We start from the raw sequence: 21,583 nt of genomic DNA, 5'->3' as shown, positions 1-21,583 counted from the left end.
CTCTTACTTGAAGCAATCAAGGGTTAGGGGCTCTTTTTGTTACCTTAGAACAGTCGGCAAATGGGGTGAAAGCCAAGAGTGTGTATGTTTTATCAGACGGCTCTCTGGAGAAGCAGTGAACAGACAAAAGAATGCTGTAAGGTGTAAAGGACTATTTTGCCTGTGTTTGGGGTGTTTTTCTTTAAAGACTATCTCGAAATTTAATTAAATATATTCCAATGATTAGGCGTATATGTTAAACTAATCACATTAGAAAATTGGAGGAATGATGGGATGTCAAAATTATTAAAGTTACTCGTGTGTGGTACGTGTTTACTCGGGGCTTTCTTGCCCAGCAATTTAGTTGTAGCTGCGCAAGCAGAGGATGAAGCGGCTGTCGATTTGTTAGTCGGTGTCATGCCAGCCACGGATGCGGCGCCGATTTTCTGGGCGGATGAGTACGGTTTGTTTGAAGAAGCCGGGATCAATGTCCAAGTGGAATTATTTACCAATGCGACCCATCAACAAACGTCAGCCCAAGCCCAGCAAATTGATGTCTATATGGCGAGTTTGGTCGAATTTTTAATTGCGATCGAAAATAATCCCGAAGCGGGTGCGATTACGACCAGTACGGACGGGGTCTTTCCTGTGGTCGTGTCACCCAAGTATGATGGCGGAAAAGACGTCAGCATTGGCTTGATGGAAATCAGTGTCACGAATTATGTGGCCGATTTATTTTTAAGCGATTATGCGTTGGATAAACAGTTTATTGCAGAAGTTCCGTTAAGAATTCAGATGTTATTGGCCGGGGAATTGGACATGGCCGTTCTGCCAGAGCCGATGGCGTCGAATGCACAAGCCCAAGGCTTGGAGAAACTGTTAGTGAGTGAATCGGACGATTTTTCTCCGAATGTGATGATTTTCAATCAAGCGACCTTAAGTGAAGAAGCCGATAAAGTGGCTGCCTTCCACCAAGCCTATAATGCGGCTGTTCTAGCGATGGAAGGGCAGGAAGAAGCGGTCAAGGCTTTGTTGCTTGAACGCATTGGTTTAGATGAGAGCATCCAAGACTTATTGGTGCTACCAACCTATCACCTAACCCGCCTGCCGAGTGAAGAAAATGTTAAAGCAGCTCGCGTTTGGCTAGAGCAGTTGTTGGGACAAGAAATCACAGTGTCCTATGATGAGTTAGTTGTTGAAGACTACGTGAGCAATGATTAAAGCTGATTCCCTAAGACTAGTCAGTGGTTCGACCGTGATTTTAGATGACGTCACAGTTGAGATCAAGCGGCATCAGACGACCGTGATTATCGGTCCCTCTGGCTGTGGTAAGTCAAGTTTATTGCGTGTACTGGCGGGTTGGCAGCCATTGACTTCGGGCAGCCTTGAGCCGACATTATCAAGCAGTGAAGTGGGGCTGCTCTTTCAAGATTATCAATTATTTCCATGGCATACGGTTGAGAAAAATCTACGATTAGCCTTGCAGGCCTTAAAGTTAACACGCAAAGAACAAAGCGAGCGTGTCGAAGAGCTGGCGCAGACTTTGGAGCTTCAGTCGCTTCTGCAAAAGTATCCTCACCAAATAAGTGGCGGGCAACAACAAAGAGTGGCCTTAGGGCAATTACTAGCCAAAGAGGCCAGTTATTTATTTTTGGACGAACCGACCTCCGCCCTGGACGCTTTGACGAAAGAAAAAATTCAAGACTTGCTGGTTAGTTTGCAAAAGAAACACTCTCTAACGATTGTTTGGGTCACGCATAGTATCGAGGAAGCGGCTTTTCTTGGGCAGAATGTGTGGGTGATGGAAGAAGCCAGCGTCATAAAAAGTTTACAGAATCCCTTAGCTGCCAGTGAGAATTACCGGCAACAGGCCCATTATTTTGAGCAACAATTGTTACTGCGACAACTTTTGGGAGGCAATCAGCGATGAAACAAATGCTGTCTAAGGTTTATGCTATTTGTATGGTCCTGCTTGTCTGGTATGGCGCTTACCGTATGTTGGAGGCATTTATCGTGCCAAATCCTTGGCATGTATTTGAGTATTTGTGGCGTGAGTCGCTTGGCGGGAGCTTGTGGCCACATATTCAAGCTAGCTTGTGGCGGATTTTATGGTCAGTCGCGGGCTCTTTATTCTTTGGCGCCTCCTCGGGTTTACTGGCAGGCAGTGTCCCTCTTGTTGATCGGTTGTTAACGCCAATCGTCTATTTGTTTTATCCAGTTCCACGGGTGGCCTTCTTGCCAGTCTTTTTACTCTTATTAGGCTTAGGTGAGCTGTCAAAAGTCGCCTTAATGATTGCAGTAGCAGCGTTTTATATTTACATTCCTTTGCGTGATACAGTCAAATATTTGCCAAAAAGTTACTTGCAACAAGCCCGGCAATTTGGCTTTAATGCTTGGCAGACTTTGAGGTATATTATTTTACCATGTGTGGCACCAGAATTATTGACGGCCTTAAAATTAACATTGGGGACAAGCATGGCAACGTTATTTTTCGTAGAAAATTATGTCACCCAGTGGGGTTTGGGCTATTTTATTATGACGAGTTGGTTCAAATCGGATTATATTGCCTTGTATGCGGGCATCGTTTTACTTAGCTTACTAGGCAATATCCTGTTCGCTTTATTGGGCCTCGTTCAAACACTCAGCATCAAGTGGCAAGCTTGAAGTAGCTGTTAAATTTTCCTTACTTCTTTCTGTCAAGACTTGAAATAAACGAGCGTTTGACCTAAGATAAATTGAGATAGAATTACCGTTCAAAGACAGCTGAAAGATGGAAGTTTGGTTCAATTCCAACACGGTCCCGCCACTGTAATCATGTGACAACATGTAGTCAGATCTTTCTTTCAGTTTGCTAATTTTTGCGATGACTATTCCGAGGCAGAATAGAATCGTGCAGCAGTCTATGTAGGGGTACATAGGCTGTTTTTTTGCATACAAGGTATGGCTGTTTTTTATAGACTGGATGAAAAACATCTCAGATAGCTCTGCTTGTGTCGCTGTTTTAGCAAATAATTGGCTTCTATCAAAGCTTAAGTTTACTAAGGAGGAATTATTTATGAAAAAATGGTTATTACTTTTATCAGCATCTTTTGTCTTAGCAGCGTGTGGTCAAGAGGTTGCAGAACCCCAAGTTGACACGTCAGCTGATACAGCGACAAGTGTCGTTGAAAGCGAGGTCAGCTCAGAGCTTGCGAGTTCAGAAACAGATGCTGACTTAGTTGAGGTCACAGTGTCCGTAACGGAAGATGGCGAATTAATTACAGACGGTGAACAAGTAGTCGAAGTCGAAGAAGGTGCACTGTTATTAGATGTGATGAAAGAACATTATGCTATCACAGAAGACGGCGGCTTTATCTCAGCCATTAATGGCGTAGAACAAGATGAAGATGCAGGCAAATGGTGGATGTTTGATGTCAACGGTGCAATGGGCGAAACCGGTGCGGCAGAAACTGAATTACAAGCAGGTGACTTAATTGAATGGAAACTAGAGGCCTTCGAATAAAACCAAGAAAATACTTTAGCGTTCAAAGAATTGCTGTCTTAGCTGCCCTAACCGCCATGAGTCATGTTGGGCGCTTGCTCTTCCAGTTTATCCCTAATGTTCAGCCAATGACGACGATTCTCTTACTGATTGCGCTAGTGATGGGGACTGTTGACGGGCTGGTTGTCGCTTTATTGTCCTTGTTACTATCCAATATGTTTCTAGGGATGGGTCCTTGGACAATGTCACAATTTATTGCGTTTACAGTCGTTATATTAGTGACGGGTTGTTTGCGACCGGTCTACCGATCAAACCGCCTACAGCCACTACTGAAACGTGGCCTGTTTATTGCTTTTGCTTTTCTGACAGGTTTGCTGTACGGCTTTGTTATTTCAATAATCGATGCTAGATTATTCGGCATTGCTAATTTCTGGGTCTATTATTTACAAGGCCTATCCTTTGATCTGTTACATGCTGCTGGAAATGCTGCCTTCTTCTTAATCTTGGAACCAATTCTGGTACCCTTAATTAAAAAGCACAGTGGCTTGTCACTCGATTAAGTTTCAACAGGACCGAACAGATCAACTCATAATGAATGGCCGAAAGGCCGTGTAGGCAAAATCCATCATCAAAAGCACTCATTGACGCATAGACTTTCAATGGGTGCTTTTTGTTTTCTCAAAGGCATAACGAATGAGTCAATCTTTACAAAAGAAAAAAATTCAGGCACAATGTTGTTAACGGATACATTAAAGTATATACTTTCTCGGATAACTCATACGTGGTAAAAAGCAGCACAATCAGGGGTTGAAGTATAATGAAAATCAAACAGTTTTTTCAAATGAACACAATTAAGAAGCGACTCTACTTGATTTATGTAGGGCTGCTTTTTATACCCATTATTCTGGTAGGCTATTATATCAGTGTTGAAATCCGCTCGAATCAGATCGATACGAAAATTGAAGAAATCGAACAGAATACCATTCGGACAACGAATGATTTAATTAGAACCTTTGAATTAATCATCCGCGTCTCTGACTGGATTTACCAAGATGAGCGACTTGCTCAAATTGTCGGGACCCAGTTTCAGAATATCTATGACGTTGTGCAAACCTATGAAAATTACAGTCAGTTTTCCGACTATATAAAATATTATCCTGAAATAGATTATTTACGTTTTTATACGGATAATCCTACCCTCTTGAGTAGTGTCGGCTTCCATCCAGTCACCCCGGCTATTACTTCAACAGCTTGGTATCAAGATACGATCGAAAAACGTGGACAAATCGTCTGGCGCATGATTGAAGATCCCATCACTAGGGAAAAAAATTTAAATCTGACGCGCTCAGTCTTTCGAAACAATCAGTTTATTGGTGTGGTAACCATTGCAGTGTCGACCGATGAAATCAATCAAATGCTAGCCAACTCAGGTAACAGTACTTTTTTAACATTGGATAATAATTTAATTTTTAACTACACGAGTCCCGAGTCGCCAGAAGAAGTCTCTGATTATTACCGCTTATTGGCTTTAGAAGGTGACCGAATTGACTTGAATCACGCGAATAGTGAGGAAGAAAGTATCCAAGGGACTGGTAATCAACTCACCTTTACGGTACAACCCGTTCCTTTGAATAAATCCTTGATTTCTCACTTTGAAATCGTTGGGACGGTGCCGACCATCAGCATAACCCGAGAGGCGAACCGCGTCTTAGTGACCGGTTATTTAATTATCGGTTTTGTCTTCTTGATATCCCTATTGATTTTAACGCGCTTTATTCAGCACTTTAATCGCCGCGTTTTACTCCTAAAAGAAAGTATGACCAAAGTGTCTCACGGTGATTTTGATATACCAAACAATTTGACTGGTAATGATGAAATTACGGATATTTACCAAGAACTACGAACAACGATGGGAAGTCTTCAGACCTTATTAGAAGAAGGTTACCAGTATGAAATTGATCAGAAAAATTGGCAACTTGTCAAAAAAGATGCCGAATTTAAATTGCTAGCCAGCCAGATTAATCCACATTTTTTATACAACACCTTAGAAATGATCCGCATGAAGGCGCTAAAAAATAAAGACCCAGAAGTTGCTGAAACGGTCAAAATATTAAGTAAACTGATGCGAAAAGCGCTTGAACGCGACCGTGAAGAAATGACATTGAACGAAGACTTGGCCTTTATCGAAATGTATTTACAAATTCAAAAATTACGACTAGGTGAGCGCCTGACCTATCGTATTCACATACAGACGACAAAAGAGTATATGATTCTTCCCTTATTAATCCAACCGATTATCGAAAATGCTTTTATTCATGGCGTTGAAAAAGTCAGTGGCCCTGTGAGAGTCTCACTTGAAGTGCTTGTATTAGACCGAGATATTGCGATCGTTATCCGAGATAATGGTCGGGGCATTTCAGCAGATAAATTGGCCGACTTACATGCCTTGTTGAAAAATGAGAAGGAAGCCAAGCGGATTGGCATTAGTAACGTTCAGCAGAGAATCCAACACTATTACGGTGTGAACTATGGCTTAACTATTTCTAGCGAAGAAGGAAAAGGAACAGAAGTTACTATTTTATTACCACAGAAAATGAATGAAAAAGGGGAGCAATAAGATGCATACAGTCTTAATTGTAGACGATGAGCCAATTGTACGCGAAGGACTCGCCTATATTATCGATTGGCAAGCAGCAGGTTTTGAAATCATCGCTTCAGCTAGCGACGGCCTTGAGGGAATAGAAATGATGAAGCGCTATCAGCCAGACGTGGTCTTAACCGATGTCCAAATGCCAGAAATGGCCGGCATAGAGATGGTTCGTTATGCCTGTGAGAATGGCTTACGCCGGGAATTTATTATTTTATCGGGTCATTCAGAGTTTACTTACGCAAAAGAAGCCATGTCTTTAGGTGTTGCCCACTACTTATTGAAACCAGTCGATGAAGATGAGTTGCTCGATGCGCTGGCTAGAATATCGCAACAAATTTTACTTAAGAAAAAACAAACAGCCAATTTAACCCTCTATCAAAATTATGTCGATGCAAGACGAGTCCGTCATTTTATTCTAAACGATCAAGGTGATAAAGAATTAATGACGCGCATGGCCTTTGATAGCTATTGTTTATTAGCCTGTGATTATGAGGCCTTTGGTGTGAACTCACAAGAATTAGAGGCGATTTTTGATGAGCATTTATTTGGGAAAGTTGCCAGTTTTAGTCATGGTAGCTTGCAATATGTTTTGCTGGCCGATCAAACGAGCAGTGAAATTAGTCGCATGACCCAACAATTAAGCAGCGCCCTCCAAGCCAAGCACCCAGAAATGTATGTCATTGTCAGCCAATTAACCACCGATTTTAAAGAGCTGCCTCAGCTGCAACAAACCATTAAAGCGTTAAAAGAGAAACGCTATATTTTCCCAACCTTACCAATTGTTTCCCATAAGCATCTCCAGGACTTTACGGAGAAAAACAAAAATAAAGCGGCCGGCTTTGAGAAAGTCGTTTGGAAGCAGAATTTGCTCGACGCGATTAAACAAAATCGGAAAAATAAAATCCGAGCTTACCTGAGTGAAATAGAGTATTATTATCAGAAAAATGAATGGACAGAACGAGAAATCAAGGCGGATATCGCTGACCTCTTCAATTTTTACTGTGATGAAATTGAAGAAGATATCAATCAGCCAATGAAAGAGCGTGACAAACGCTATATTATCTCTGTCATTTTGAGTGAGCGCTCACTGCAACAAACGTTTGAATTTCTGAATGAGATCTTCATTGATTTCAGCCGTCTCTTAGTCATCCAACAAGAAAGATTTGATATAGTTGACGAGATGAAGCACTATACTCATAAATACTATCACCTCAATTTAACCCTGCAAGAGCTAGGCAAGGAATTAAATTACAGTCATTCTTATTTAGGGAAAAAGTTCCGGTCAGAAGTCAAAATGAGTTACCGCATGTACTTGGATCAAGTCCGAATAAAAGCTGCTAAACAATTGATCCAAGACGAAAACTTTTTAATCTATGAAATTGCAGAAAAGGTTGGCTATGCCAACAGTGACTATTTTTCTAAAAAATTTAAAGCCTTAGTTGGTCAAAGCCCAGGTGCTTACCAACGCGACTGGCAAGATGCGAGAGAGAAGGAAATGACGTGACCAATAAAAACATTATCAACAGCCAATTTTACAAAATACTGCGCTATGGTTATTTTTTCCTAGCGAGTAATCTATTGTTTATCCTTGCCAACTTATTATTTTTAATCGTCTTTATTACGTTTCCACCAAAACTAGAATATTCGATCATTTACTTAATTGCTTTAATTCCATTGGGGCCGGCCTTGACAGCCCTGTTTTTCTCAATGGGACAACTGGTTCGAACGGGGGATCTCGCACCTGTCAAAGATTTCGCTAGAGCCTACCGGTCAAACTTTTGGCTGTCTTTGAAATATTGGCTACTGCAATTAACAGTGAGTGCCATCCTACTCATTGATGCCATCTATTTTTATCAAAGAGATTGGCAAATCCTTGCGGCAGTCTTTCTTGTCCTATTCTTACTTGTGTGCCTCTTTTCACTGATTGGCTTTCCACTGATCGCTACTTTTGAAATCGAGTTAAAAAGTATTTATCAAGCAACAGTCGTGGTCATTTGGCAATACGCGCTCAAGCAACTAGTCAATTTATTAACGATTGTGGCTCTTGCAATTATTTTCTGGGCCTTTCCAAGCGAATTATTTTTATTTTTGTTTTCCTTAATTGCCTTCTATGTCATGCGACATAACCAAAACATGTTTGAGGCCTTGGCGGAACAGTTTTCACAGCCAGCGCCGGAAGGAGACGACCCCTTAGATGACTAAAAAGAACTTATTTTACAGCCTATTTGGCTTATTATTAATCCTTGCTATCCCCGCTTATTGGCTCAGCCAAGACGGTCCAAGCCAAGAAGTGACAGCCTCTACTTTTGAAGCTAGCATTGTTGAACCGTTTAAAGTGTTAGAAGCCCTAGAAGAATTCAGAATCACAGATGAGGATGAAGAATACGTCTTTACGTCAGATGGTGAAAAACTAGTCAGTGCTGATTTACCAGCAATTGAGGAAGAGGCACTTTGGGACTTTATCGCTCAAGTCATCAGCTTACAAGCCTTAACATTAGAAAAAGCCCCTGAACATACCTCGCTTGAAAAAATGACGCGCTATACTTTCACTCAGGATGAAAATTACGATATAACGCTCGAACTTTATGCGCTAGCTAATTCTGATAGTCATATTGGAGTAGTGACGCAGCGAATCGGTGACAAGGAACAAGAGGACGTCTTGGAATTTCCTAGCTTGCCGCTTGCTATCTCTGACTTTTCATTGCTCTATTTAGAAGCTCCCCTTGATTTAGGCTTAGGCAGTTTAATAGAAGTGGCCTATCAAGATACCAAAAACGACCTCACCTTAAGTCAAGAGAGTGACTGGAGTCATGTGGAACGCTCACCTTTTATCAGTGGTTGGTTCTTGCATGATGTCTATCAAACAGACTTTTCGGTCGAATATAAGCAAATGGAAAGCTTCCTAACGACACTGAAGAATTTACATGCGCAGCCTTTACCCGACTTTGAGCCGGCAACAGCTGAAAGGGCCAGTTTAAGCTTAAGCCTGATGGACGATGCCCAGCAAACAAGTCACTTAGCCTTTTATCCACACAGCGAAGAAAACCTGGCCATGTACTGGCAAGAAAAAGACGCCTGGTACGCTGTGCCACAAGGACTCGTCAATGATCTCACCTTAGACCCCCAAGCACTCATCGACAACTTTATCGCCTTAATTCCATTGGACGCGGTCGAAACAATTACCTTCGATGGACTGCAAAATATGACGATTAATCATCTGGTCGAAACAATCGGTGAAGGCGAATTGGCTGAAGAACATCATGAATTTTCTTTGGACGGGCATCTTGTCGAAGAAGTGGATTTTAGAAAAGTCTATCAATATTTAGCTGCCTTATCTTATCAAGATTTGATCCCAGCAGACGCCACGATGCCTGAAGAAGCTAGTTTGACGCTGACTTATCAATTTGAGTCTGAGGGCGAAACACTCGCCCATGTGATTCATTTTTATGATGTCTCAGAAGAAAGCTATGCCGTTGAGAAAAATGGTGTGCTAGAATTTACGGCATCCAAAGCACAAATTGACGATATGTTGACAGAATTAGCAGAATTTAACTAAATATAACTTCCGAAATCTGGACAAAAGCATCGCTTGCCTTTAACTTTTAAGCAACGTAAAGTGCTATTGTTCAGATTTTTTTAGTGATTTTTCGACAAATTTCATTGAATAGCTAATTTTGACAGGCTAAAGAGCTAATTTTTATGGTTTGTTTTGTAAACGGTATCAAATATACTTTGATTAAGAAGAGCGAAAGAAGGAGTGATTAGTGTGGAAGGTGTAAAGGTCATGGATAACGTCCTGCAAAGTAATCAAAAATCAAAAAAGAAGTTTAAAGAGAAAATTACGTGGAAGAAAATCAAGAACCAAAAAGGGCTCATCTTCATGGCATTACCTTTTGTTATCTGGTTATTAGTGTTCGCTTATTCACCATTAATTGGTTGGGCCATTGCCTTTCAAAATTATTTACCACAGAACGGTTTTTTCGGTTCAGAGTGGGTTGGGCTCAAACACTTTAGAGATTTATTCAGTGAACCAATGTTTTATACAGCTTTGAAAAATACATTAGGCATGGGAGGTTTAGGTCTAATTTTCGGGACACTCTCGTCCATTTCCTTTGCCCTAATCCTTAACGAGATTCGGTTTACCCGCTTTAAGAAATTTACACAAACCGTTTCTTACTTGCCCCACTTTGTTTCTTGGGTAGTTGTTGCGAATATCGTCATCCAAACTTTATCTACAAGTGGTGTCGTCAATGAGTTTTTAATGTCGATGAATTGGATCGAACGCCCAATAAACTTCATGGCAAAAGGGGACTATTTCTGGGGAATTGTAACCATCGCAGATGTTTGGAAAGAAACTGGTTGGAATGCCATTATTTATTTAGCAGCGATGACCAGTGTCGATCAAGAAATGTATGAAGCAGCTCGAGTAGATGGCGCCACTCGTTGGCAACAAATGTGGAGCATCACTTTACCATCGATTCGTCCAATCATCATTATTTTATTAATCATGAGTATCGGTAACTTAATAAATATTGGTTTTGAAAAACAAATGTTATTAGGTAACAACATTGTCGCCAACCAAGCCCTCGTTATTGAAAAATATGCCTTGGACTATGGGATTGGGATGTTCCGCTATTCATTTGGTACAGCTATCGGAATCTTCAAGTCTGTCGTAAGTATCGTATTAATCTTTACGTTTAATGGGATTGCGAAACGAACAGGCGAAGGTCAATTAATGTAAGAGGAGGAGCACAGATGACAGCAATTTTAAGTAAAAGAATAAAGAAACGGAAAGGCCCGCTAAATACGAGACCGACCGTTACAGATGTCCTATTAGGTATCGTGATGCTATTCGTCATTGTAGTGACTCTGTATCCCTTCCTGAATGTATTAGCCGTTTCTTTAAATGATGCGACGGATACTGCCCGCGGAGGCTTACATATTTTCCCAAGAGATTTCACTCTACAAAACTATAAGGAAATATTCTCGTCGAATAATAACTTACTGACAGCCTTTCGTAACTCGGTTTTAAGAACCATAATTGGAACAGTCGCATCGACTTTTTGTTGTGCCGTTCTAGCCTATGTTCTAAGCCGTAAGCACTTTGTCTTTCGTAAGCCGTTAACAATTATGTTAATGCTAACGATGTATGTCAGCGGAGGTTTAATTCCGTCTTACTTACTGATCAGAAATCTCGGCTTAATCAATAACTTCGCTGTTTATATCATCCCTGGTCTAATCAGCGCCTTCAATGTCATCGTGATTCGTTCATTTATTGATGATCTGCCTGATGCCCTTGAAGAATCAGCCCGGATGGACGGTGCTAATGACTTCACGATTTTCATTAAGATTATCATGCCGCTATGTATGCCTGTTTTAGCCACTATCGCTTTATTTGTGGCCGTAGGTCAATGGAACAGCTGGTTTGATACTTACTTATATGCTCGAAGCAACACGAACTTAACCACGCTTCAGTATGAATTAATGAAAATTATGGATAACTCTAGTTCAATCACTGCCAACGATGTTAGCAGTATGAATCAAAATGCCGCTTTAGTCCCTCGTACGACGCCCGAGTCAATTAAAATGGCGATTACAATTATCGCTACCGTTCCAATTCTAGTGGTTTATCCTTTCTTACAAAAATATTTTGTGACGGGCCTAACCCTAGGTGCAGTAAAAAGTTAAACAATGCTTTATAAATGAATGGAGGATTTTTAATGAAAAAAAGCTTATGGTCAAAATCATTACTTATGTGTGGTAGTGTCTTACTAGCAGCAAGTGCTCTAATTTCACCGACTTTTGTAGGGGCTCAAGAAGAAGAAACAACGTTAACATTCTTTTCGGTGGACTTATCAATAGACGATCCATTTACTAACCCTGTTGCCCAAGAAATTACGGAACGTACCGGGATTAAACTAGAATTATCTCACCCGGTTGGTGGAGATGAACAAGCGATTCCATTGATGATTGCCAGTGGTGACTACCCAGACTTAATTTATAGTAAAGGTGATTTGAATAAGTTAATTGATGCGGGAGCGGTTATTCCTTTAGATGATTTAATCGAGGAAAAAGGCGAGAACTTAAAAGCGATGTATGGTGAGCAATTAACACGTTTAAGAAATAGTCTTGAAGATCCACAAATTTACCACTTAGGAACGGGTGGCGTAACCAACTTACAATTAAAAACTAGCGGGACCGTACAAATTCAATTAGATGTCTTAAAAGAATTAGGCTATCCAGAAATTAATACGTTAGAAGAATATGAAGCCGCCTTGACAGAGTATATCGACATGTATCCAGAGATTGATGGTCAACCAACGATTGGTTTAAGTTTACTAGGTAGTGACTGGCGTTGGTTAATTACAGTGGGTAACCCTGCAGGTTTTGCGGCAGGTTTCCAAGATGACGGGCAATGGCATGTCGATGAAGAAACTGGCGAAACGTTCTATAAATTCTTAGTGCCTGAAATCAGAGAATACTTCAAATGGTTAAACCATATGAATGACATTGGCTTATTAGACCCTGAATCATTCACTCAAACATTCGACTCATATATTGCGAAGTTATCGTCAGGTCGCGTTTTAGGTACCGCTGACCAAGATTGGAACGTTTCTCAAGCAGTTGCTGTATTAAAAGCTGACGATAAAGCCAATCGCTTATGGGCACCGTTACCAGTTACTGTTTCGGAAGATCAACTTTCTCAAAGTACGCGTGACGCAGGCTTTACCGGTACAATGGGTATCTCAATTTCTTCAACCTCAGACAAGCAAGAAGAAGCCTTTGAATTCTTAGACTGGATGGCGAGTGAGGAAGCTCAAATCCTAGTTAACTGGGGTGTGGAAGGTGTTCACTATGACATCGTCGATGGCTTACGTGTTCAAAAACCAGAAGATAGAGAAAATGCCAACACGAACCCTAACTATAGTATTGACGCAGGAATTGGCGCTTATATCCATCCTTTCCCTATGTGGGGGAATGGCGCTTTGGACTCAAACGGCCAAACAATCGGTCGTGACTCTAAAGTAGATATTATGGAAAACTATACAGAGGCTGAAGTTGAAGTACTAGACGCCTATGGTATTGATTTATGGGTAGAAAGCTTCCCACAACCAGAAGAGTTAGGTCAACCACCGCATGGACGTGCATGGGAATATGTTATCCCAACAAGTTCTGATGTGACGATTATACAACAGAAAGCAGACGACTTAACGACTCAAAAAATTACTGAAGCAATTTTAGCAAGTCCAGAAGACTTCGATGCAATCTATGATGACATGGTAGCTCAATTAGAAGCCATGAATATCAAAGAAGCAGAAAGTCAAATGACGAAAATTACAACAGACCGTATGGAATTATGGAGTTCAGGCAATTAATTTTCCTATTTTGCCTTTGGGGTGTTGAATTTAAGGAGGCACTTATATGGCTTAGTCCATGTAGGTGCTTTTTATTTGTTTGGCAAATCAGGTGTTTACAAATGTGAGAACTTGAGGGACAATGTGACTAATTCGTGTTTTAGTGGTAACGTTTTATAGTGTCTATACTGCTTGGAGAAAATGAGGGAGGAATTCAATGCGTAAAGTACTGATCGTAGACGATGAAGCCATGATACGAGAAGGATTACGTTATGTCATCGATTGGCAAAGTTATGGCTTTGAGATTGTGGATACCGCTGAGAATGGGGAAGTCGGCCTAGAAAAGATTGCTCACTATCAGCCGGATGTCGTGATTGCAGATATTAAAATGCCAGGAAAAAATGGTTTAGAGATGATCAATGCGGCAATCGAGCAAGGTTTAACTTTTTATGCGGTCATTTTATCAGGCTATTCTGATTTTGATTATGCTAGGCAAGCAATTCAATTGGGGGCAGTCAATTATTTACTTAAGCCGGTCAATGAGGATGAATTAATCAAGATTTTAAAGTTGATTACTCAAAAAGAAACGGAAAAATTTGAACACAATCAAGCCAATATCTGGCATGCGAAGCTATTTGGAAGTGATATGACTGGGGTTGATCGTTTTCGTTATGTGAAACTCTTGCGTTTACCACAAGAGCAAGAAACCGAAAAATTAGTGAATGCCTTGTTACGGGAAGTGTCTGAGGCAGTGGTATTGACTTATCGTCAGTATCACTATGTGGTAATCTTAAGTGATGAACAGGTAAGTGAAGAGACGATTGGCCAACTTTGTCAACACGAAATGCCTCAAGAAGAGATGTTGGTGTCGCGGTGGTATGCAGCAGGTGAAAACTTGAAACCTATGGTCGAAGAGCTACAAAGTTTAAGTGAGTTGATTTTCTTGTTGCCGCAACAATTGCTGTCACAGGTCATAATCGAAAATCTTCGGAGTCATTATCCTGCGATTCAGCAAGCGAGTGAACGCTTGTTAAAAGCGATTTTTTCCCGTCAAGGGTTGAAAATCGCTCTAAAAGATTATTGGCAGAATTTCTATCACAATGTGGCAAGTGAGGAAGCGATAAAATGGCGAGTGAATGGTGATCTGGAGTGGATCCATCAACAAATTACCGGCAAAGTACCCGTTGAGATTGCTTGGTCTTCGGAACAGCTTCACGAAGAAATTTATTTGGCTGAGTCTTTGTCTCAGCTAAAAGATATGATAGCAACGAAGGTAGATAAGTTGAGTATCTTAATTGCGAGCTCTTTGAATCATCTGGATATTGTCTCAGAGTTGATTAAATATACGAAGGAAAATTACCAAGAGGAGCTAACCTTGAAAAAAGTTGGCGAATTATTCAATTACAATAGTGCTTACTTAGGTAAGAAATTCCGGAAGGAAACGGGAGAAAACTATTTGTCATTTCTCGATCACGTCCGAATGGAAAAAGCGAGCGATATTCTGCAGCATTCTAATTTTATGGTGTATGAAGTGGCTGAAATGGTCGGTTATAGCAATTCGGACTATTTCTACAAGAAATTTAAACAACATTTTAATGTGTCGCCTAATGAGTTTCGAAACAATTTAATGAAATAAGCCATAAAAAGAGAGTCTGGCACTCAGCGCTTATCGCGTTGTTGTGTCAGACTCTCTTTGTTTTAGTTTTAGTTAGCTGTTGACAATTAAAAGCAGTTGTTACTGTGAGGCTTGATCGGGCAAGTCTACCCTAGTCTCAAGTTTTTTGACGCTTACTTGTTTTGTTTTGGCTTTCAGCCCAAGATCACGAATAGTTAAAACAACGGTTGTTCCCTGGCCTTCGGTGCTGTCTATTGTTAAACCATACCCCTCGCCATAAAATAGGGACGCACGCTGGTTCACATTGGCTAAACCAATGTTTTTCTGAGAAGTCGTCGAAGGCGTGTTGATTTTTTCCTGAAGTTGGCATAAAGCCTCTTCAGAAATGCCAACGCCATTATCCTGAACCGTAATGATGATATCCTCTTCGTTTACCTCTACATTTAGGCGGATATAACCTGGATAGGTGATACTTTCTAAGCCATGAGTGATTGAATTCTCGACTAATGGTTGAATCAAGAGTGGTAAAAGAATGGCTCTCTTTTGGTCTAAGGTATTATCAACGGCATAAGAAAAGTTGACCCGGTCGCCAAAACGTAATCTTTGTATTTTTACATAAACGTGTAACGCATCAAGTTCTTCTTCTAGACTGACCAATTCGGTGCCGTGAGTCTTTAGGGTGTTACGCATTGAGGTAGCTAACAAACGAATGGCGTAAGCTACATCCGTATTGCCTGAAATTAATGCGGTCATCCGGATAGTCTCCAACGTATTGAATAGAAAATGTGGGTTAATCTGTCCAGCAAGAATGCTGAATTCCATTTGCTGTTGTTGGGTCAGTAGTTCTTGTTCTGATATGCGAGCTTGGAAAATCTCTTCTTCCTTCCGCTTGATCCGTTGAATGATGATATGGAAGTCGCGTGAAATTTGCGATATCTCATCGTCACCGTTGATATTCTGGAAGAAGTCGTAATCTTCGATGGACGCATGTTTGACGGCTTGTTGTAATTGCTGAATCCGATTAGTAAAGAAGCGAGCAAATAAAAGAACAATCAAGAAAGTAATTAAGACAACAGCACCAACAATCGCCGCCCAACGCAGCAGATTCTCTCTCAGGTTATCGTGCGCCTCAAAGTCTGCCGAATAAATATGAATGACATCATCAATCGTGCTCGATGAGAGCGTATTGTCTGAGATAATGGCACGTTGCTCATGTTGTGTTTGGAACAGCTTGTTTGAATCCAGACTAAGTGGTTGCCCTACTCGCTGAAGTTGATCACTGTAAAAAATCACATCATCGTTTAATTGCAATTCAAGATAATAAGAAGAATTGCGGAGACGATTTCGTAAATAGTTATAATCTAAACGAATCACCAAAACGGCTTTTTCATCGGATAAGGGTAAAGGCAAAGACTTGACTAAGACTAAGCGATTCGTTTCTTGTTCATTATCAGTCACGAAGAAGGCACTAGATTGTGTCATAGCCCGTTGATACCAAGCGGTTTCTTGAACACTATTATTGGCCGCTTGGATAAAGCGATGATTTGGCAAGCTTTCATTAGTCGTGTAAATGGTTAATTCTGAGATCGACGTCTGGTATTTACGGGCTTCTTCAACGGCAGGATAATCATCAATACTTTCCATCGCCTCTAAATCCGTTTCAAACTGACTGGATAAAAGCTCTCTTAACTCGGTATCATTCGATAAAGAAAAGACGGTGTTGTATAACGTATTCGTCGTATCAAATAGCACAGACTTTACGCGTTGAGCATTCAACTCAGCTAAATATTGGTAATTGGCTGTGAGTTGATTGGTCGAATCCACGACTAAATAAAGCCCAATTATCACAGTGGAAAGAAAAACCAAAGGAATATAAATAATAAATAATTGTTGACGAATCGAAAATTGACTCAACTTTCGAAAAAATGAAAATTTCATGGAAAAACCTCGTTAATTCCATCGTTTAAAAATGGATAATAATAAAAATGCACTGCAGTAACAAATCAATACAAAACCAAAAAGTGGTAAAAATAATCTAAAACCTGGAAACAGAACCATTAGGCAAAATAGGACGACTGGAATCAATAAGACGCCTAAAGATCGGACGGGATCAGCAACAGGTAAAAGAAAAGCATTTTTTAGCGTTTGTTTTAGGCTATTCTTGTAACGGCCAATTAAGGACAAGCTCAATGCTAAGACTACAAAGAAATAAGCAGCTAAGATGGCTGAGACAACACCGATAATACTGGTCAGAATCGTACCGCCACCGAACCAAAAAGAACTACTGTAAATTAATAGGGCGATCGGCACGGATAAAACAGCAAAAGCTGCGGTCGCTTGTTTCCAATTGCTTTTAATCGCTTGAAAATAATCTCGAATTAAATTACCGCGTTCATTGTCTGCATAGCGTAATAATACCTCAAATAGGGCGGAAGTGGCTACACCAATTGTAATAATTGGCAGACAAGATAGGATATACAGGAGATTTAGAAAAATAAATTGTGTCGTGACTGTTGTTAGTTTATATAATTGACCATCTGGATTGAATTTCATGGATTAACTCCTCCTCTTTCCTTCATTCTATACTCAAAAACAGATTTTTGAAAGCCTTACCAAAGTTGTGGTAGACCTAGAAAGCTTGTCATAAAAGCATTCTTCTTGGAAAACGCTAACAAGATGACTAATTTTTACTGATTGATATCTATTTTTAGCTGATAGAAAAATAAATGGCTATGTTACGATAAAAATGTAAAAACGGTTTCACATCTTGAGGAGGATGAAAATGGAGTTGAACAAGCAGTTATCTGACCGTGCGAAACAGAAAAAAAATAAAAACGGACTCATCATGTTTTTATGTATTGTCCCTTTTCTTATTTTAGTTTTCTTGTTTTCATACTTTCCATTACACGGCTGGATCTATTCATTGTATGATTATAAGCCCGCACTCGGTCTCGAAGGAAGTGAGTTTGTCGGATTAAGGTGGTTCAAGTTACTTGTTTCTAGTTCCACACAAATCGATCAAATTGTCCAAGTTTTAAAAAACACATTCGCAATGAGCTTTCTAGGAATAGCAACCTCAATTTTACCTGTTGCTTTTGCGATATTCTTAAATGAGATCAAAAGCAAATGGTTTAAAAATATCGTACAGACTTTAACGACCTTACCAAACTTTATCAGTTGGGTCTTAATTTATACAATTGCCTTTAGTTTATTCTCAACAACAGGTCTAGTTAATACCTTGTTACAAGAATATGGTTTTGTGACAGACCCTGTTCGTTTCTTAGATAGCGGGAATCATACATGGTTAATGATGACTGCTTGGAACATTTGGAAAGGCTTAGGTTGGGGAGCCATTATGTATCTAGCAGGAATTTCGGGAATTGATCCAGAACTTTATGAATCTGCCAGAATTGATGGAGCGAATCGCTTTGACTTAATGCGTCATATTACTTTACCCGCTTTAATGCCAACCTACTTAGTCATGTTAATGTTATCAATTGCCAACTTATTGAACAACGGGATGGAACAATATTTTGTTTTCCAAAACGCGTTCAATAAAGAAACCATTCAAGTCTTAGATTTATATGTTTATAATTTAGGTTTGGGAAGCAATAGTTTATCGTTAGCTACCGCGATCAGTATGCTGAAAAGTTTAATTTCTGTAGCGCTACTTGCGATTGTGAATGGCGCGTCTAAAAAAATCAGAGGAACATCAATTATCTAGAAAGGAGGAAGAACATTGGATTTGTCTATCGAAAAGAAGAAAAGATTTAAAAGACATACGAAAAATAATCAAGAAAGAACAAAAGGGGATATTATTTTTAATATCTTAAACTATACGTTTTTCTTATTGGTCACCTTAATTTGCGCCTATCCGTTCTATTACCTAATTATCAACTCAATCAGTAGTAATGATTTAAGTGCTCTAGGTAAGATTAGATTTTTCCCACAAGGGCTTCATCTTGAAAACTATAGGCAAGTATTACAATTAAGAGGCTTACCTTTAGCTGCGACGGTTTCAATTGCCCGAACTGTCATTGGTACGGTTACAACAGTTTTGGCATCTGCCTTTTTGGGCTTTATGTTTACGCAAGAGAAAATGTGGAAACGTCAATTCTGGTACCGATTCATCATTATTACAATGTATTTCAATGCTGGTTTGATCCCTATGTTTATAACCATGAAAACACTTGGCTTAACGAATAGTTTCTGGGTATACATTTTACCCGCAATTGTTCAGCCTTTTAATATTATTTTGGTAAAGACTTACATCGAATCTATTCCGCGTTCTTTACAAGAAGCAGCTGAAATTGATGGTGCGAACATTCTGCAAGTGTTCTTTAAAGTCATCTTGCCAAACTGTACACCAATTCTTGCAACAGTTGCGATTTTCTCAGCGGTTGCTCAGTGGAATTCATTCCAAGATACGTTATTATATATTACAGATCAGAGCTTATATTCTTTACAATATTTACTATATACCTATATCAACCAAGCAAACTCGCTGGCTCAAATGGTGAAGAATACGACGGGGTCTTTAGCGGGCATTGCTTCAGCAGCTACGTCACAAACGCCAACTTCGATTCGGATGACAATCTCAGTCATTGTGGTGTTACCGATTATGTTTATTTATCCACTATTTCAGAAGTATTTTGTAAAAGGTATTATGTTGGGTGCAGTTAAAGGATAAATTTGAGAAAGAAGGAAAAAAATGAGTAAATGGCTTAGAAAAACAGCAACAAGTTTATTAGCAATCACAGTGGTAGGAACATTAGCAGCATGCGGATCAGACGCATCGGAAGCTAACGACACAACGGAAGTAACCGAAGATAATCCATACGCGGAAACAATTACCATTGACGTCTTTGATGGTTTAGCGAACTATATGGGGATTCAAGAAGGTTGGTTCGGCAAAATAGTAAAAGACAAATTCAATATGGAATTAAATGTGATTGCGCCAAACGTTGCGGGTAATGGCGATACTTTATACCAAACACGTACAGCCGCAGGCGATTTGGGAGACTTAATCATCGTTGATAGAGGGCAACAATATAATGAATTGATTCAAGCGGGCTTATTATATGATGCCAGTGAATTTTATGACAGTATGGAAAATCTGCAAAATTTTGATGCTGCAGTTCAAAATCTAAATGAGGGTACAGATGGTATTTATGGTTTCCCAACTCAAGTTTCTAACTTGAAATCCACAGATCCTTCTGAAGGATTAGACTTAAACTATGGGGCATATATTCGCTGGGATTTATATGATGATTTAGATTACCCAGAAATTGAAACGTTAGAAGATATTTTACCTGTCCTCAAAGAAATGCAAGAAGCGAACCCAACCACTGAAGATGGGCAAAAAGTATATGGCTTCTCACTATTTGGTGACTGGGACGGTAACTACATGAACAATGCGAAGCAATTGCTAACACTGTATGGCTATGATGAGGTTGGCTTTGTTATTGCTAAAGCAGATGGTTCGGATTATCAAAGTATTTTAGATAGTGATTCTGAATATATTCGAGCACTAAAATTATATTTTGATGCCAATCAAATGGGCTTAGTCGATCCAGAGTCAACGACTCAAAACTATGATACATTATTTGCGAAATTCCAAAGTGGTCAAGTGCTTTACTCTTGGTGGCCATGGTTAGGTCAAGCAGCTTATAATACAACAACAAACTTAACCGACGGTAAAGGATTTATGTTAGCACCTATTCAAGATCAAGAGATTTTCTCTTATGGTGCTGAAGTGTATGGTGCAACACAATTTATCGGGATTGGTTCAAATGCAGAAGACCCAGAACGTATTGCTGCCTTTATTGACTGGTTATATTCACCAGAAGGAGTTCTGTCGAATGCTGCTCAAACGAGCGGAAGTAGTGGGCCTGAAGGTTTAACTTGGGAAATGCAAGATGACACACCTGTCTTAACTGAGTTTGGTGAGCAAGCATTATTGGATGGTGATGCAGATGTTCCAGCTGAATGGGGTGGTGGCACTTATAAAGATGGCGTCTCAGCGTTGAACGTCAATGCCGTATTGCCGATTGATACTAACCCTAACACTGGTCATGCTTATGCCTACACGATGTGGGAAAGTTTCTTAACCGATAATATGAATCCAGTCCAAGAAGATTGGTCTGAACACATGGGTGGCGCTTTATCTACTGTTGAGTATTTAGAGGAAAATGATCAAATCTTAGTCGCGCCAGGTGCAAGTTATGTCGCTCCAGAAGATAGTTCTGAAATTTCGACATTACGTAATCAAGTGAAATCAACAATCGTTGAGTATTCTTGGCGCATGGTATTTGCCAATGACGAAGAAGAGTTCAATACTTTATTAGCTGAAATGCAAGATATTGCGAATGGCTTAGGTTATGAACAAGTCTTAGAAGTGGATATGGCAAATGCTCAGGAGCAAAATGAAAGACGTGAATTTGTAGCAGAAGAATTTGGTGAAACAGAATAAGTTTTAATGATGAAGAATTGAGCTTCTTCAG

Annotated in this window: 18 protein-coding genes and 1 riboswitch; of the genes, 16 read left to right on the top strand and 2 right to left on the bottom strand. The window is 39.9% G+C overall.

The annotated features are described in order from the left end of the window. Window positions 1–273: 273 nt before the first annotated feature. The 13 genes from ACTQ5J_RS06385 to ACTQ5J_RS06325 all read left to right on the top strand — a co-directional run bounded on the left by ACTQ5J_RS06385 (window position 274) and on the right by ACTQ5J_RS06325 (window position 15,101). Window positions 274–1,200 carry an ABC transporter substrate-binding protein gene (locus ACTQ5J_RS06385; RefSeq protein ID WP_441751592.1) on the top strand — a complete coding sequence of 309 codons (927 nt, stop codon included), beginning with the start codon at window positions 274–276 and terminating at the stop codon, window positions 1,198–1,200. Continuing rightward, window positions 1,193–1,909, top strand: coding sequence for an ABC transporter ATP-binding protein (locus ACTQ5J_RS06380; RefSeq protein WP_441751590.1), 717 nt, complete (start codon window positions 1,193–1,195; stop codon window positions 1,907–1,909). Before ACTQ5J_RS06385 ends, ACTQ5J_RS06380 begins: the two co-directional genes overlap by 8 nt. After that, window positions 1,906–2,643, top strand: coding sequence for an ABC transporter permease (locus ACTQ5J_RS06375; protein WP_441751588.1), 738 nt, complete (start codon window positions 1,906–1,908; stop codon window positions 2,641–2,643). The genes ACTQ5J_RS06380 and ACTQ5J_RS06375 overlap by 4 nt, the downstream gene beginning before the upstream one ends. 81 nt (window positions 2,644–2,724) lie before the next feature. Next, window positions 2,725–2,875, top strand: a riboswitch (adenosylcobalamin (AdoCbl) riboswitch). A gap of 159 nt (window positions 2,876–3,034) precedes the next feature. Continuing rightward, window positions 3,035–3,481: a DUF4430 domain-containing protein gene (locus ACTQ5J_RS06370; RefSeq protein WP_441751586.1), complete on the top strand. Its 447-nt coding sequence runs from the start codon at window positions 3,035–3,037 to the stop codon at window positions 3,479–3,481. Next, a complete protein-coding gene (locus ACTQ5J_RS06365; RefSeq protein WP_441751584.1) occupies window positions 3,457–4,020 on the top strand; it encodes an ECF transporter S component in 564 nt (187 codons plus the stop codon). Before ACTQ5J_RS06370 ends, ACTQ5J_RS06365 begins: the two co-directional genes overlap by 25 nt. 257 nt (window positions 4,021–4,277) lie before the next feature. Continuing rightward, window positions 4,278–6,077 (top strand): cache domain-containing sensor histidine kinase, encoded by a 1,800-nt coding sequence (locus tag ACTQ5J_RS06360; RefSeq protein WP_441751582.1) that lies wholly within the window; start codon window positions 4,278–4,280, stop codon window positions 6,075–6,077. Between the two features lies 1 nt (window position 6,078). After that, a complete protein-coding gene (locus tag ACTQ5J_RS06355; protein WP_441751580.1) occupies window positions 6,079–7,614 on the top strand; it encodes a response regulator transcription factor in 1,536 nt (511 codons plus the stop codon). Next, window positions 7,611–8,312, top strand: a complete 702-nt coding sequence (locus ACTQ5J_RS06350) for a DUF624 domain-containing protein (protein WP_441751578.1) — start codon at window positions 7,611–7,613, stop codon at window positions 8,310–8,312. The genes ACTQ5J_RS06355 and ACTQ5J_RS06350 overlap by 4 nt, the downstream gene beginning before the upstream one ends. Next, window positions 8,305–9,666 carry a hypothetical protein gene (locus tag ACTQ5J_RS06345; protein ID WP_441751576.1) on the top strand — a complete coding sequence of 454 codons (1,362 nt, stop codon included), beginning with the start codon at window positions 8,305–8,307 and terminating at the stop codon, window positions 9,664–9,666. Before ACTQ5J_RS06350 ends, ACTQ5J_RS06345 begins: the two co-directional genes overlap by 8 nt. Window positions 9,667–9,876: 210 nt before the next feature. After that, a complete protein-coding gene (locus tag ACTQ5J_RS06340; RefSeq protein WP_441751574.1) occupies window positions 9,877–10,851 on the top strand; it encodes an ABC transporter permease in 975 nt (324 codons plus the stop codon). A gap of 14 nt (window positions 10,852–10,865) precedes the next feature. Then, window positions 10,866–11,798: a carbohydrate ABC transporter permease gene (locus tag ACTQ5J_RS06335; RefSeq protein ID WP_441751572.1), complete on the top strand. Its 933-nt coding sequence runs from the start codon at window positions 10,866–10,868 to the stop codon at window positions 11,796–11,798. A gap of 32 nt (window positions 11,799–11,830) precedes the next feature. After that, window positions 11,831–13,486 (top strand): ABC transporter substrate-binding protein, encoded by a 1,656-nt coding sequence (locus ACTQ5J_RS06330; RefSeq protein ID WP_441751570.1) that lies wholly within the window; start codon window positions 11,831–11,833, stop codon window positions 13,484–13,486. 196 nt (window positions 13,487–13,682) lie between these two features. Beyond that, window positions 13,683–15,101 (top strand): response regulator transcription factor, encoded by a 1,419-nt coding sequence (locus tag ACTQ5J_RS06325; RefSeq protein ID WP_441751568.1) that lies wholly within the window; start codon window positions 13,683–13,685, stop codon window positions 15,099–15,101. A 99-nt stretch (window positions 15,102–15,200) separates the two neighbouring features. Here ACTQ5J_RS06325 and ACTQ5J_RS06320 read toward each other — a convergent pair whose 3' ends face one another. Both ACTQ5J_RS06320 and ACTQ5J_RS06315 read right to left on the bottom strand, forming a co-directional pair. Beyond that, the gene (locus tag ACTQ5J_RS06320) at window positions 15,201–17,018 is read right to left on the bottom strand and encodes a histidine kinase (RefSeq protein WP_441751566.1); all 1,818 of its coding nucleotides are present in this window, start codon (window positions 17,016–17,018) and stop codon (window positions 15,201–15,203) included. 12 nt (window positions 17,019–17,030) lie between these two features. Further along, window positions 17,031–17,633 carry a YesL family protein gene (locus tag ACTQ5J_RS06315; protein WP_441751564.1) on the bottom strand — a complete coding sequence of 201 codons (603 nt, stop codon included), beginning with the start codon at window positions 17,631–17,633 and terminating at the stop codon, window positions 17,031–17,033. A 229-nt stretch (window positions 17,634–17,862) separates the two neighbouring features. Between ACTQ5J_RS06315 and ACTQ5J_RS06310 the strand changes: the two genes are divergently transcribed. From ACTQ5J_RS06310 to ACTQ5J_RS06300, 3 genes are read left to right on the top strand one after another with little or no spacing between them, the layout of a single operon-like run. Then, the gene (locus ACTQ5J_RS06310; RefSeq protein WP_441751562.1) at window positions 17,863–18,804 is read left to right on the top strand and encodes an ABC transporter permease; all 942 of its coding nucleotides are present in this window, start codon (window positions 17,863–17,865) and stop codon (window positions 18,802–18,804) included. Window positions 18,805–18,819: 15 nt separating this feature from the next. Next, the gene (locus ACTQ5J_RS06305) at window positions 18,820–19,770 is read left to right on the top strand and encodes a carbohydrate ABC transporter permease (protein WP_441751560.1); all 951 of its coding nucleotides are present in this window, start codon (window positions 18,820–18,822) and stop codon (window positions 19,768–19,770) included. 21 nt (window positions 19,771–19,791) lie between these two features. Continuing rightward, on the top strand, window positions 19,792–21,552 hold the full coding sequence (locus ACTQ5J_RS06300) for an extracellular solute-binding protein (RefSeq protein WP_441751558.1): 1,761 nt from the start codon (window positions 19,792–19,794) through the stop codon (window positions 21,550–21,552). The last annotated feature ends 31 nt before the right edge of the window (window positions 21,553–21,583 follow it).

This window comes from Fundicoccus sp. Sow4_F4 (assembly GCF_052116145.1).
Lineage (GTDB): Bacteria > Bacillota > Bacilli > Lactobacillales > Aerococcaceae > Fundicoccus.
Note: the sequence above shows the minus strand (reverse complement) of the source record. Positions and strands in the feature narration are given on the sequence as shown.